The sequence below is a fragment of the Scytonema sp. NUACC21 genome (genome assembly GCF_054684315.1).
Window position 1 is genome coordinate 97,949 of the sequence record NZ_BAAFZH010000081.1, and the last position, 13,934, is coordinate 111,882.

Below are 13,934 nucleotides of genomic sequence, written 5' to 3' on the forward strand. Positions count from 1 at the left end.
ACGTAAACAGGTAAGTAAATTGCCATGCTGTCGTCACTTAGTATGAAGGTTATTGATTGAACAATCACTTCTCTTACAGCTTAGAAAGTCGGCAATTTTAACTACCAGCTATTTTGCTCTTGACACTAAGCTACTTCCTTCCCACTCTAAAATTACTGATTTATCTAAGTAGGGTTTTGCCGGACATTCAATGGCAAGTCATGTTCAACCTAAACTTTTAGTTAGTCTTCTGTTGGGAAGGAAGTAAACAATAAAAACATTGCAAAGGTTAATAACTCAGTTGAAGAACAATGGAGAACATAACAATGTTACAGGTTAAAAAAATTACTAGAACAATACCATCTATATTTATAGATAGAAAGTACTGGATTCCGAGAATCTGGTCGAATAGAGAGCTAGAAAAATTTGCCCATTTTTTTTCTGGTGATATTGTCAATGTTAGTGGTTGGCAAGATGGAGACAAAGAGGGTAGAAAATACAAAGACTACTTTATAAATGCCAGTAGTTACACGATCACAAACTACAAGACTGAAGCATGTGGATTGCAAGGTTATACTAATGAAATTTATTTGGATTTAGAAGATGAAATACCAGAGGAACTTTTAAATAAATTTGATGTGGTTTTTAATCATACAGTTTTAGAGCATATTTACCAGTTCAATACTGCTTTTAAAAATTTATGTTTAATAAGTAGAGATATTGTTCTTCTCGTTGTTCCATTTCTTCAACAAATGCACACAGAATATGGAGATTACTGGCGATTTACTCCTTTAACTATTAAAAGAATGTTTGAGGAGAACGGGATGTCTTTACTATACCTAAGTTTTAACGGTCATAAAAATGCTTCGGTATATATATTTTGTATTGCAACTAAAAATCAAACAAAATGGCATGAAAAAATTCAAGGTGAGTTTTCTTACACAGAGAAGCGTAAACCTCTAGATGATTTTGAGGCTTACATCGGATGCCATGCTATTCAAAATGATTTTTACACATTGTTAAATTTTGGCAAAAAAATAAAAAATATTCTTCTTAATCGTCAGGTACATAATGCATCAAATAAAATTGTTTAATGCTGTGTGCAGGTATTGCTCTGGCAACCTCACTTAAAAATTTCAACCCCCATGTAAATGGGGGTTAAAAAGCTTCCAGTTACTACAACGCTTTGATACACAAGCTATTAGGGGTTTCCTAATAACACAATATCCAAATGTCTTGTGTCTATTTGAGTGGGCAGGGATGCCCATCCTACAAATTGGATAATTTATTTGTTGGTAATGCCTTAGTATTTGTTAAGGTCAATCCCAGCTTCTTTCGCCATTGCTTCCAACCCTTTCTTATCCAGGGTTTTGATGGCTGTGGTAGATAAACGCATTTTCACCCAACGATTTCCTCCTTCCCACCAAATACGCTTGGTTTGCAGGTTAACTTGCTGAAGGCGTTTGGTACGGCGGTGAGGGTGGGAAACTGCGAAGGCGTTATTTGCCTTTTTACCAGTTAGTTCACAGCGACGAGACATAACAAAGTTCTCCGATTTCTTTTGGGCACAATCTCCTATTTTATAAAATTGCCTGCCAAATCGGTGGCAATTTGTCCTTATTTCTTTTTGAGCCACTGGCTGACTGATTGTCAGGACATGAGGGAGAGCTTGATAAAAGATTTGTGGGTAAGAATTTTAGGTGTCTGGAGACGCGCCATGGCGCGTCTCTACATTGGTTGTAGGGAAAGGCTTGGGGTTATTCTACTTTGTAGCTTCTTGAGTCAGCTTGGTGAGCACGTCATTAGAACGCTCAACAAAAGCTTTCATTCCTTCAGCATCGAAGCCCTTCTGGGACATCAGTGCCAAATCGTATATGTGCTGGCAAATCATTTTCACAAGTTGTCCGGTAGGTGACTCACCTTCCCCTTGAATAATACTGCTTTGACTGAGACTCGCCAAATTTTGAATCAACGGGTGAGATGTGTTTACCAGCAAAATATGGTCTTCGGGAAACTCTGCTTGTTGTTGCTGCATTAGAGCATTCATCTCCCGCAATCGGCGCAGAATTTCTGGCAAAAGCACCATTGCTGGTGGTGTCCCTTGGGGATCGTCTGCTTTCAAAGCTTCGGTGCGGATGTTCACCTTAGGTTTGTTGAGAGCTTTCTCGAAGAGCTCTTTGACAGTTTCGCTCCGAGTTTTGTTTGTTTTTGGATCGACAATCTCTTTATCTTTGTCTTGATCCAGCAGGGTGTTATCTAAGTCAGAATCTACCCGTGTAAATTTGACATCATTATATTCCCGCTCTAAGAAGTTAATAAAGTGGGTGTCGATGAAGGAGTCCATAAACAGGACTTCCAAACCTTGGTTTTTAAGTGGAAGCAGTTGATGGCAGTAAAAAAGCCCGAAATGCTGATTAATGGGTTGTGCCAAAAAGGCAATTCGTAAAAAGTGGAAGCAGTGGATGGCAGTAAGTAGAAAAATGGAACCACAATCGTGGCAGTAAGTATGTAAAAATTTTCAAGAGCACAAAAGCCTTGATATATGAATGGTTTTAAGGTTTTACAAGAGAGAGCATTGAGCGGACTTTGGTTGTGAGAACACTAATTTGAAAACGAAAAAGGCCATCTGCATTAGTACTAAGATACCAAAGTAGCCCGCTTTAATAGTACAAAAGCATGGAGTTGAGGAAAATTTCATGATGGAACTATGAGAATTTATCGGTCTGGTAAAAGCGCTAGATATAGTAACACAGAAGGGTTTGAGCGATTGCAAAGCAAATTTTCATAGAAGCAGTGCGTGGCAGTAAGTAGAAGAAAATTAACGTTTCTTAAGTTTTGAAGGCAAAATATTCGCTTGAATGGAAGTATGCAATTAAGGTAGAAATTGTATACCGAGGTAGCAATGTTGACAGAATTTCAGTTAAGCGAGTGGTATACATCACTAGGTTTGTCATCACAGCAGTATACAATGGTTCAATCAATACGGTGTGCCCCACCATCGAAGACCATTTGAAATCTGCCATATAGATCATACACAACTTGATATTGAGTTAGTCAGTTCTTTCTCTAAAATAAACCTTGGTCGTCCTTGGTTAACGTTTCTCGTAGATGCTTACTCCCGACGAATATTAGCAATTTACTTAACGTTTGACCCACCTTCTTACCGGAGTTGCATGATGGTGATAAGAGAATGCGTTCGTCGTTATGGACGTTTTCCTAATACTTTAGTAGTAGACGGAGGAAAAGAATTTCAAAGTGTTTATTTTGAAACGTTGTTAGCCGCTTTTTCTTGTACTAAAAAAACTCGACCTGGAGCCAAACCAAGATTTGGTTCAGTATGTGAGAGAATTTTTGGTACAGCCAACACGATGTTCATTCACAATCTTCAAGGTAATACACAAATTATGCGTCATCCTAGAGGTGTAACTAAAAGTGTAAATCCGAAAAACTTAGCGATTTGGACATTGGGTAGTTTATACCAAAACTTGTGTGACTGGGCTTATGAATTTTATGATAAGAAAGAACATCAAGCGTTGAATGAAAGCCCCCGTGAATGTTTTGAATATGGATTAGTGAAAACCGGATTACGTAGCCACAAAATCATTCCATATGATGAGAATTTTAGAATTTTTACTTTACCAACAACAACTAAAGGAACTGCAAAAGTAGTACCAAATAATGGCATAAAAATCAATAATATTTATTACTGGCATAATAGTTTCCGTAGCCCAGAGGTGGAAAAAACTCAAGTAGCTGTACGATATGACCCATATGATATGGGGGTTGCTTACGCTTATGTTAAAAACCAGTGGGTGAGTTGCATCTCACAGCACTATAGCAGTTTAGTAGGGCATTCGGAAAGAGAAATTATGATGGCATCTGAAGAAGTACGTAAGCTAAAGAGTTCTACAAATAAACAATTTGTAGTTACAGCTTCTAGTTTGGCAGAATTTTTAAATCAGTCAGAACAGCAAGAAACAGTTTTACTACAAAGAATGCAAGATCTAGAAGCAAAAGAAATATATAATCCCGGTTTTGTCAATCAAGGATTCATCCAAAAACTGGAAAATCAGGTGTTAGAACTAACAATTAAACAACCAGAATTTCCAGAAATTATGACAGAAGAAATTCACCCATACGAGGAGTTTTGGTAATGCATTCCACCTCAGAGTCCAGAGAATTACTCACGGCGTCTGATGCTGATAAGATTAATTATTTTACGAATTTTACCGTTGTACATAGACTTTTAAAAAAAGCTTATGAAGAATTTTTAGATGCAGTAAATAATCCCGGAGGTGCATCATTAATTTTTTTATTTGGTCCCACAGGAGTTGGGAAAACAACTTTGCTGGGTCAAGTGATGAAAATCATCGAGGAACAGAATCAAGCTTTAATGATGCAAGACTTAGTATATCTTCCAATTGCAGGAGTAGAAGCACGTTCTCCAGACAGTGGCTCATTTGATTGGAAAAGTTATTACAAAAGTGTTTTAATTGCTTTAAGTGAACCATTTGCTGATTATAAAGTGAGAACATCTAGTAGTAGAGTTTATGGGAGTGGTAGCGAACAAAAAACAGTAAAAGTTAAGCCGAATCTGGCAGATTTACGAGCAGATGTGGAGCAGATTTTTAAACAAAGACGGTTAAGAGTTTTTTTAGTTGACGAAGCACAGCGTTTTGCAAAGATAGCATCTGGACGAAAGCAACAAGACCAAATGGATGCAATTCAATCAATGGCTAGCTTCACTGAAACAAGACATGGGCTATTTGGCACCTACGAGCTATTACAGTTAAGAAATTTGAGTGGTCAACTCAGTCGAAGAAGTATAGATATCCACTTTCCTCGCTACAAATGTGAAAATCCAGAAGATCTAAAAGATTTTCAACGAGTGTTAAAAAGTTTTTCCATCGCTATGCCTTTACCTGAAACTCCTGATTTGGAAAAGCGTTGGGATTATTTTTATGAACGTAGTATTGGTTGTGTAGGAATAGTTAAAGATTGGTTAACACAATCATTGAGAAAAGCTTTATCTGAATCGTCAAATTCTTTAAATGAAAAGCATTTACAAACTTATGCACCAGCCATATCTAAATCTATGCGGATGTTAACTGAAGCAATTGAGGGCGAGAATATTTTCCTTTCAAGTGAAAGTCAAGTAGAAAAACTTCGCTCATCTTTAGGATTAGAAATTAATTCTCTTCAAAATACAACTATTCAAGCTAAACCAGGTGATAATTATTCATCGACTTCGTCAAAGAAAATTAAAAACAACAAACGCCGTCCTGGTGAACGAAATCTAAATAGGGATATTGTTGGAGGTGGTGAAAATGCAGGATAATCAATTTAATCTACAATCCCATTGGTATCCTCAACAAAGAAATATACCACAGCGTAGCCATTTGTATCCGTTACCACCACTATTGCTAGGAACACCATTAACTGAAAGTTTTACCAGTTACATAACACGTTTAGCTGCCACTCACCAAGTCCCCACAGGAGTTTTACTTGCTCAAGAATTAGCTCCTAAAATTAGCCGTTATCAAGGACCAAATCCAGATAGTTTGTCACAGGTATTTTTCCATATTTTTTTTAACCAGACAGGTGCATGGAATGGAACTGGAACTATGGCACTTGAACCTCTATTAGTTTTACAAAAGCTGACTAAACAACCCACTTTAAAATATTTAACATTAATGCCTTGGTCAAAAGTTTTGCCAACCAGAAATTTGCTGCGTAAATACAAAGCTTGGTGTCCGTTATGTTATTCGGAATGGAGCCAGAAAGGAATGCCGCTTTACGAACCATTAATTTGGTGTGTCTCAGCTGTTAAAATTTGTCCTATACATCAATATCCTTTAATGAATTATTGCCCCAATTGTGGTCAAAATGTTTATCTGTTAGCATGGAATACTAAAAGTGGATTTTGTTGTAGATGTCATTCTTGGTTAGGCACAAGTTGTTCAACCCTTGAGTCGCAATTATATCATAACCAAGATGTAGAATGGCAAAATTTTGTTGCACAACAAGTTGGAGAACTAATTGCTCAAGCTGTCTATTTGATTGAATCCCCCAGTCGAGAATCAGTCGCTCCCGCTATCAATCAGTGTATTGAAGTTGCTACTCTTGGTAATGCCAAAGCTTTTGCACAAGAAATGTATTTAAGTTTAACTGTTCCTAGAGATTGGCGTATTGGTAAAGCATTACCCCAACTCAATTTGATTTTACGTGTGTGTTACCGACTCTCAATTTCTTTAATTGATATCTATTTAGGTCGGCTGAAAATTGAGCACCCTATAGTTTTAAAAGAGTTACCTCTCTCCGAACAATACTCTAAAACTAATCGCTCATTTGATGCTGACAAAGTCCGAGAATTTTTAGAGCTACATCAAGAATCAAGCCCACCCCAATCTTTAAAACAACTTGCATTTAAAATTGGCTATGACCCAGCCGATTTGTACCGACACTTCCCCGATTTGTGTCGCCAAATCTCTGCACGTTATAAATTACACAACAAGTCTTCTTTTAAACCTCGTGTATAATATTTACTATCTTCCCTACTTTTATACTTTCTCCTCTATCTGGAAGCACATCGTGGCAGTACCCTTGTGGAAGCACATCGTGGCAGTAACTGCCATCTCATGGTTCAAGTAACAAGAAGTTTTGACTTGAAACGTAGCGATTCCCGGTAACGGGACTGAAACATCAGTTTTCTCCCATAACCGCATCCAACATCTAAAACTTGAAACGTAGCGATTCCCGGTAACGGGACTGAAACGATCTAATTTCTACATCTTCTTCTAATAATTCTTTGGCTTGAAACGTAGCGATTCCCGGTAACGGGACTGAAACTTAAATGAGAAAATAAAGGCTTTCCTATTATCCCTTGAAACGTAGCGATTCCCGGTAACGGGACTGAAACCGCACTTCGCCTTTGAGATTTTTGAATGTGACCACCTTCTTGAAACGTAGCGATTCCCGGTAACGGGACTGAAACATCGAAGTCGTCATATTCTTCTTTTCTCTCGATTAACTTGAAACGTAGCGATTCCCGGTAACGGGACTGAAACTATTCCTGAGGCTGAAGCTATGATGATAAATTCTTCTCTTGAAACGTAGCGATTCCCGGTAACGGGACTGCCGTAAAATTCATGTCAGGCTTGATATTTGGCATATATTGGCAAATTTTGTCATACTTAAATAAACGTAGCCAAGGTCAATAGCCAATGACAACGCTGAACATCTCTTTGCCTGAAGCAATGCGAGCTTTTATTGATGAGGAAGTAGCCAAGGGTGGTTACAGTACCGCCAGTGAGTATATTCGCGATTTAATTCGTCAAGCTCAGAAAAAGGCTGAAGAAAAAAAGTTAGAAGTAATGTTGTTAGAGGGTTTAGATAGTGGAGAACCGATTGAGGTGACAGATGAATGGTGGGAACAAAAACGCGCTCAAATTATGCAACGTTTTCCACAAAAAAATAAATGACACGACGTATTATTATTACGCCAAAAGCAAGCGAAGATATTGATGAATTGTTTGCTTATATTGCTCAAGATAATTATGATGCAGCATTAAAGTTTTTTGATGCAATCAGGTTAACTTTTTCCCAGTTGGCAAAAACTCCTGGGATTGGTAGCTCATGCAAATCTATCAATTCCCGCTTGGTTGATATGCGGAGGTGGGCTGTAAAGGGTTTTGAAAGGTACCTGATTTTTTACCTGTATACTGATGAGTATGTCGAGGTGGTACGGGTAATTCATGCAGCACGAAATATTTCAGCTATTTTTGAGGAAGAATAACAAGGAATAGAGACGCTCTACATTATCGTTTGAACCCATACCATTTCAACTACCCAATGCGTTCTAGTCCAATTAAACAGGTGCTATTCGTAACCGCTTCTGTGGTCAAAAGTTCATCTCCTTCTCTAATTCTTCAGGAGGATAGTCAATCACGGGAACACTTAATTTACCAAGTAATTCAATAAAAGTAGGTTTAGAATAACCTGCCATTTCTGCTGCTTGTCCAACCGTTAATTTTCCTGTTTCAAACAGTTTAACCATCAACAGCAGTCGTGCTTCTTCAACACTAATATTCGGCGGAAGTTTTACCTCTAATGCGTTCATCTTTTTAGTTTCTCTTTATAAACCTTATCTAAAACTCCAAGCCTTCACTTTTCTATCATCTCACCTCCCTAACAACTCTTATCAATATTAAACCAATTAATCAAATAAAGACAAGCGCAACCGGAACACCCCCTTGCCATAGCCGTGCTATAAATAATTCAGCTAAAGCAAGCGCAACCGGAACATCCCCTTTCCATAGCCATGCTATAAATAATTCAGCAAACAACCTAAGGCTCAAGTCCCGATGACAGAGCGATTAATTATTACTAAAGTATTCAGTAATTACGCTGATACATTTCTCATGTTGGGTTTAGCCCGACTTGCCGAATATGCTTTGCATAAAACAAAACAAAAAAGTTCAATTCAATTGATAGATAGAGGTACAGCCTATATTCTCCAATTCAAACAGCCTATCAATATCGAACCCATTACCAAAATCCGTTATACTGACCCTTTTCCTGTGGTGAAAGGACAAAAAACCGATATCAGTACAATTCCCCCTGATGTGGAAATTTTTGACACGGTAGAACAAAGCAAGACTCGCAAGCTTTATCGAGATTTTCTCTTTCAACAGCGAGGAAAAATTGACAACCCAGAAGAAGCACCCAAACCACCGGATTCACGCACCCAAAATGGTGTTTTCCTCACACAAATGCGTTGCGATCGCAATCATAACGACCTATGGATGGGTAGTTGGGAATTGCAGGAAAACTATGGTGCTTTAATCGCAGCACTTTTTGAGGGTTTTAGTCAGGAAGATGGGGGAGTTGAGACGGTTGCAGGGATATTCCAAAAAAACACGGGTCGTAAATTACCAAGTATGGGGAGTGCGGTGAGAGTTTATTTACCAACCTCTGTACAAGGAGTGAACCGGATTAAAGCCGATAGCAATAAATTCGATTCGCAAAAAGCAGATTGGTTGAGTTTGTGGTTAATTGCTACCGGGTTATTTCATTATGGAATTGCTGAGAGGGTAAAAATAAGCGATCGCGTTTTTGATTGGAGAGTTGTAGCACTGCAACCCCATGATATCCAATTCCAGGACTATTGCAGTGTCATTAAAAAATTACTTGTACACAACCCGCCAGGAGGAGGACATGGAATTGCTCGATTTGATGCGGAGTTAGTACTGAGGTTCTGTCAGGAATTGCTCAACCACCATTTTGTTCCCAAGGAAATCGAAGAACCGGAAAAGTCAGACGATGATTTTGATGATTTTGACATTTCGGCTAAACCCGTCAATAAATTTGCCAGCAACTTTGCGGGAACTAATTTCGGTTCCAAAGGACAGGTTTATGCATTCAAAGAACTTTTTAGCTTGGGACTTCCAGCTTGGATACATCCCCGCAGCAAAGATGAATTGTATGAATATCTGAATATCTTGGAAGAGCATCTGAGAATAGTGTATTCTCTATCAATTGACGAGGGAACTAGCGAGTTACTTGCAGCATACAGGGATTTTATTACCGGGAATGAATTATATCAATTTTTCCGCTTCCAAGTCAGCTATGCTGATTACATCACAAAGAAATTAGCCGACGGAAAATCAAGAGTTTGTTTATTCTCAAAACAGGGAATCGATATTATGGTGAAAAGTTTTAGTAGTAAATTACGGCAAAATGATAGCGATTTGAATTTAACAGAAATTACCACAAACCCAGGCTTTTTAAATATCGCTAAAGCCATTAATAGTGCTACAGTTTACGCAGGAACTATCTACGATAAGGAAGGGAAAGCAAAGGAAACAGGATGGGAAAGAATCTATGGATTAGCACAAAGATTGAGCAGTCAATCAGGCTCTAAAAAAGATTTTATTATTGAAATCAGCGCATTTTTAGCCAGCTATGAAAATGAGAATTTACGTATTGACGACGAACTCAGAAAACAGAATAAGCCCCGTCGTATTTGGACAACCAAAGATGATTTAGATCGGCTAATTGATTTAATAGAGAGACATGGCTCTAGTTTAGTAGCCAATCTCTTAATTGCCTACGGATATGCCAAAGGTTGGGCTAAAGGTAAAGATAACCAAGGAGACGAGAAACAACCCGATAAAATTTATGAAGAAAGCGAAGATATAGAAGATGAAACTGATAGCGAAAGCGAAGCAGCATAAAACCAGAACTATCCAATTTACAACTTAGATCGTGTTCGGATGAACACTTACACTAGGTTTGTCGTGACGATGCATGCGCTGTTCGCGTAGCTCGGCGTCAGCCATAGCGCTACTACGAACAAATTATTTTATAAGCTCTTAACCGAACATGATGTTACGATTCATAATTCACAAATCAAACCAAAATGTCTAACCAAATTTTTCCAGTTTATTCCCTCTCTATTAGCGGTTTACTTTCCTGGCAAATTCACGCCCTCAATAACGAAGGTAATGAAGGTAATCAATCATTAACACGTCGTTTTTATATCATCCAAAAAGGCGGAACCGAACCCGAATATGTTAACGGTGTTTCTGGCGATATGCTCAAACATATTCAAGCCGAACATTTACACCGCATCGCTTTAGAATCTGGTTTAAGTTTATCCGCTGGAGGAAAACAATTTAATCCCGATCGCATTGGTTACGATATCGAGAAAAACCTACCTGTCTTTACTGACAAAGATACGGATTTAGCCGCCAAAACCGCCAAAGTTCTGCAACTTTGCACCATTAGCGATTTAGAAGGATTTATGGTGACAGAAAAAAAGGGACAAACCCTGAAACGAGAATCAGTCATTGAATTTGGTGCGGTTGTTGGTTTACCCACCTACGTCAAAACCCAAAGCTATTTCCACGCTAAATACGGTATCGAAAATCCTACCCCTTACAACGTCCAAGTCAGTTCCGGATTGTATGCAACCGTCCTCAATGTGGAAGCATTCCGTATCGGTTACAATCCCCACAATTTTAGCTACAGCATCGACGCAACCCAACGCAAACAACGCTTAGACGCACTCCTCAAAAGTATTCTTTACACCTATATGCAACCCAATGGAGCCAAACGCAACACCCATTTACCTCACCCCGACTATTTTGAGGGAGTCATCACCGTTAGTACCCGTCGCTGTCCCGCACCCATGTTAAGCCCGTTGGAAGAAAGTTACAACCGTCAAATTCTCAGCTTGGCAGACACCTTAAATAACCTCAACGGTGAAGGAACAATTCGCTGCTTTGAATTCGATTCAATGGCACAATTCGCCCAACAAATCCAAATCGTTATAGAACAAGGACAACCCTGGGAGAGCGAAAATGCCGAAGCAGTCGAATAATGCAAATTCCCCGCCCTTACGAGGAGAGGGGTTAGGGGAGAGGTTAGAGAGGGTATGGTTGACAGTCTCATACCAACCCGTGAGCTTATTCACCCTCAAACGTTCCGATGCAACCAGTATGGCAGCTCGTTCTAACCTGGTTCCCACACCCTATGCAATTAAAATGGCACTACTCAAAGCCTTACTTGAGAGCCAGGGAAAACAACACCAGGACAATTTTGATACCTGGATAAAAAGGGAATTTACCTGGATTCGGGATTTGCAAATATATATCCTCCCACCGGAACAACTAGTAGTCAATCGCAACGGTTACAAACTCCGATACTACGACCAAACCGCAGATAAAGCCGACAAAAGTAGAACAACTGTTCCCATGCAGGACGGGTTTGTATTTCGGGAATGGATACATTTCCAGGGAGAATTGCAAATTTGTGTGGGCATTCATGAAGATGAGTCAAATAAGTTACAAGAATTAACCCAACTTTTTGCCCAAATCAACTATTTTGGTAAAAAAGGTTGCTTCTTTCAATACTTGCCTGACCGTACCCAAACAACAAACCAACCTACTTTTATCCCCAACCCTAACGACAGTTTTACCATCCAACCAATGGATGATTTTAGTTCAAAAACTACCTTCAACCGGATAAATCCCTTTTCTAACGACAAAGCCCAACTCGACAAAGATAGAATCATCAAACCAGGATTTTTACCCTTAAAACTTCGCTCTACCAGTGCCCGTTATGACTTCTACCAAAGAGACTGATACTTCAAAAACTGCGAATCTCTGGGTCAATCAACCAAAAACAGAACCAACCTTCGCCGGACTAAATGTCATTTTACGCCCCACTCAAACAAACGCCGCCCCGGTTAATTTAAGCGAATGGCTACACCAGGAAGATATTCAGGATGATATTAACCCCATCTGGATACCCCTACGCAAAACCGATGGCGTGACAAAAATTATGCCCGTACTGCCAAACGCAAATTTATACGACAATTTAATGGGGATGCTGTGGAGGCAAATTGCCCGTAGTAATCTGGTTGAATGGCGACAAAAACTCTATGAAATCAGTGGTCTGGAAGTTAATTCCGATTCTCTTCACAGAATTCAAATCACTGTTAATTCAGTTCAACCCTTTCCTCCCACCCTATCACGCGCTATCCACGCATTGTGTCTTCGCTGGTTTGCCAACACCAGCCCAGAATTAGCCCAAATCATACACCAACAAGAAACCCTACCCCTGACAACAGGATGGGAATATTGTTCTCCTAAAAAAGTTCTCCTCAAAATCAGCTTGTTGCAAAAAGATTTACTCGCACCTTTATTATGGGGAATGAATGCAGACTTAGGGCAGGAATTTACCCTAGCAGATATTCCCTGTCGGATGGAAGGTTGGATTGACATTACCCAAACAACTAGCTTCGAGAAAATTGCCCAAGTCCCAACCCAAAATACAATCGATTTGCGATTTCTCACCCCCACTAGCTTCAAACAAGTTAAAAACGTCCAACCTTTTCCCCTACCCGACTTGGTTTTTAACGGACTATTACGACGTTGGAATACATTTGCACCAGAAGCCTTGAAATTCCCTAAAATCGAATGGAATGCCATTGTTTCTGCCTACGACCTAAAAACCTATGCCATGAAAATGGAAGGTGGGGCGGAAATCGGTGCGGAGGGATTAGTTCGATATAAATTTGCAGACAGCGAACAAGCCAGAATTGCCACTATCTTAGCCCACTTTGCCATATTTGCTGGAGTTGGCAGAAAAACTGCGATGGGTATGGGACAGGTTGAAATCCCTAATTAAGTCAGGGTCGTACTCTTCGAGAACGCTTTCAGCATACGCCCCTACGGGTATCTTTGCATAAATTCAAAATCTGAAACCCATGACTGAAAATTATTTGCCCCTGGCGTATCTTAACGCTTGGGAATATTGCCCGCGCCGATTTTACCTGGAATATGTGCTGGGGGAAATGGAAGATAACGAGCATATTATTTTAGGTCGTCATTTACACCGCAATATTAACGAAGAACTAATGATTACCGAAGGGGATACCATAATTCGCCATAGCAAACGGGAAATTCAACCCCAGGATTTTACCGAAAGTTTAGGTGCATACCGCCTTTCCGATGCTGGAAGAAAGACTTTTTTAGAAGCTTTCGAGCGAAAGATGAATGATGAATTTACCCATCCAGTCTTTAATTATCGCTGCACTTACCGACGAGCAATCGAGCTTCAAGCCAGGTTGCTAAGTCGCCATTTACAAGAAGGGATTCCATATAAACCACTTGCTTTGCGGTAGTGGATGCTAAGGGATGTTCAAGAAATAAATTATCCATCTTGTGGAACGGGCGGGGACTCCCTTCCCGTACAAATGGCTCTCTGGAAGCCCGCACCACAAGAGAAAGTTGGATATTTTTTACCTGGAAGTCCCTAAGACGATTGGACAAAGCCCATGCTTCGCGATCGCAATTTTGGCTGTAGGAGCCGAAAAGTTCTTTTTTCTACCCAACCCGAGCAAGCTTGCCCTAGAACGAAGTCAAGGGATGCCTGCATCATACACAATT

At 39.6% G+C, this 13,934-nt stretch carries 13 protein-coding genes, 1 pseudogene and 1 CRISPR repeat array; of the genes and pseudogenes, 11 read left to right on the forward strand and 3 right to left on the reverse strand.

The annotated features are described in order from the left end of the window. The first annotated feature begins 305 nt into the window (after window positions 1-305). Entirely contained in the window at window positions 306-1,073 is a 768-nt protein-coding gene (locus ACYRY3_RS18650) for a class I SAM-dependent methyltransferase (protein ID WP_460203097.1), read from the forward strand. A 209-nt stretch (window positions 1,074-1,282) separates the two neighbouring features. Here ACYRY3_RS18650 and rpmB read toward each other — a convergent pair whose 3' ends face one another. Both rpmB and ACYRY3_RS18660 read right to left on the reverse strand, forming a co-directional pair. Continuing rightward, a complete protein-coding gene (gene rpmB / locus ACYRY3_RS18655; protein ID WP_460203098.1) occupies window positions 1,283-1,519 on the reverse strand; it encodes a 50S ribosomal protein L28 in 237 nt (78 codons plus the stop codon). Between the two features lie 222 nt (window positions 1,520-1,741). Continuing rightward, a pseudogene (locus tag ACYRY3_RS18660) lies at window positions 1,742-2,350 on the reverse strand (molecular chaperone HtpG); the annotation flags it as partial. Between the two features lie 802 nt (window positions 2,351-3,152). Between ACYRY3_RS18660 and ACYRY3_RS18665 the strand changes: the two are divergent. The 5 genes from ACYRY3_RS18665 (at window position 3,153) to ACYRY3_RS18685 (ending at window position 7,774) form a co-directional block, all read left to right on the forward strand. Next, window positions 3,153-4,133, forward strand: a complete 981-nt coding sequence (locus ACYRY3_RS18665) for a Mu transposase C-terminal domain-containing protein (protein ID WP_460203099.1) — start codon at window positions 3,153-3,155, stop codon at window positions 4,131-4,133. After that, complete coding sequence (locus ACYRY3_RS18670) at window positions 4,133-5,317, forward strand: ATP-binding protein (protein WP_460203100.1); 1,185 nt, start codon at window positions 4,133-4,135, stop codon at window positions 5,315-5,317. The genes ACYRY3_RS18665 and ACYRY3_RS18670 overlap by 1 nt, the downstream gene beginning before the upstream one ends. Next, window positions 5,307-6,518 carry a TniQ family protein gene (locus ACYRY3_RS18675; RefSeq protein WP_460203101.1) on the forward strand — a complete coding sequence of 404 codons (1,212 nt, stop codon included), beginning with the start codon at window positions 5,307-5,309 and terminating at the stop codon, window positions 6,516-6,518. The genes ACYRY3_RS18670 and ACYRY3_RS18675 overlap by 11 nt, the downstream gene beginning before the upstream one ends. Before the next feature lie 125 nt (window positions 6,519-6,643). Further along, window positions 6,644-7,120: a CRISPR direct-repeat array (repeat unit 37 nt; unit sequence CTTGAAACGTAGCGATTCCCGGTAACGGGACTGAAAC). 82 nt (window positions 7,121-7,202) lie between these two features. Beyond that, window positions 7,203-7,460: a type II toxin-antitoxin system ParD family antitoxin gene (locus ACYRY3_RS18680; protein WP_460203102.1), complete on the forward strand. Its 258-nt coding sequence runs from the start codon at window positions 7,203-7,205 to the stop codon at window positions 7,458-7,460. Then, window positions 7,457-7,774 carry a type II toxin-antitoxin system RelE/ParE family toxin gene (locus ACYRY3_RS18685; RefSeq protein ID WP_460203103.1) on the forward strand — a complete coding sequence of 106 codons (318 nt, stop codon included), beginning with the start codon at window positions 7,457-7,459 and terminating at the stop codon, window positions 7,772-7,774. The genes ACYRY3_RS18680 and ACYRY3_RS18685 overlap by 4 nt, the downstream gene beginning before the upstream one ends. A gap of 105 nt (window positions 7,775-7,879) precedes the next feature. Here the strand turns inward: ACYRY3_RS18685 and ACYRY3_RS18690 are convergent, their stop codons facing one another. Then, window positions 7,880-8,098, reverse strand: coding sequence for a UPF0175 family protein (locus ACYRY3_RS18690; RefSeq protein WP_460203104.1), 219 nt, complete (start codon window positions 8,096-8,098; stop codon window positions 7,880-7,882). Between the two features lie 244 nt (window positions 8,099-8,342). Between ACYRY3_RS18690 and ACYRY3_RS18695 the strand changes: the two genes are divergently transcribed. From ACYRY3_RS18695 to ACYRY3_RS18715, 5 genes are all read left to right on the forward strand, one after another. Beyond that, entirely contained in the window at window positions 8,343-10,214 is a 1,872-nt protein-coding gene (locus ACYRY3_RS18695) for a hypothetical protein (RefSeq protein ID WP_460203105.1), read from the forward strand. 185 nt (window positions 10,215-10,399) lie between these two features. Next, window positions 10,400-11,362, forward strand: coding sequence for a DevR family CRISPR-associated autoregulator (locus ACYRY3_RS18700; protein ID WP_460203106.1), 963 nt, complete (start codon window positions 10,400-10,402; stop codon window positions 11,360-11,362). Further along, entirely contained in the window at window positions 11,343-12,125 is a 783-nt protein-coding gene (locus ACYRY3_RS18705; protein WP_460203107.1) for a hypothetical protein, read from the forward strand. Before ACYRY3_RS18700 ends, ACYRY3_RS18705 begins: the two co-directional genes overlap by 20 nt. After that, window positions 12,103-13,173 (forward strand): CRISPR system precrRNA processing endoribonuclease RAMP protein Cas6, encoded by a 1,071-nt coding sequence (cas6, locus tag ACYRY3_RS18710; RefSeq protein ID WP_460203108.1) that lies wholly within the window; start codon window positions 12,103-12,105, stop codon window positions 13,171-13,173. Before ACYRY3_RS18705 ends, cas6 begins: the two co-directional genes overlap by 23 nt. 79 nt (window positions 13,174-13,252) lie before the next feature. Then, the gene (locus ACYRY3_RS18715; RefSeq protein WP_460203109.1) at window positions 13,253-13,669 is read left to right on the forward strand and encodes a hypothetical protein; all 417 of its coding nucleotides are present in this window, start codon (window positions 13,253-13,255) and stop codon (window positions 13,667-13,669) included. The last annotated feature ends 265 nt before the right edge of the window (window positions 13,670-13,934 follow it).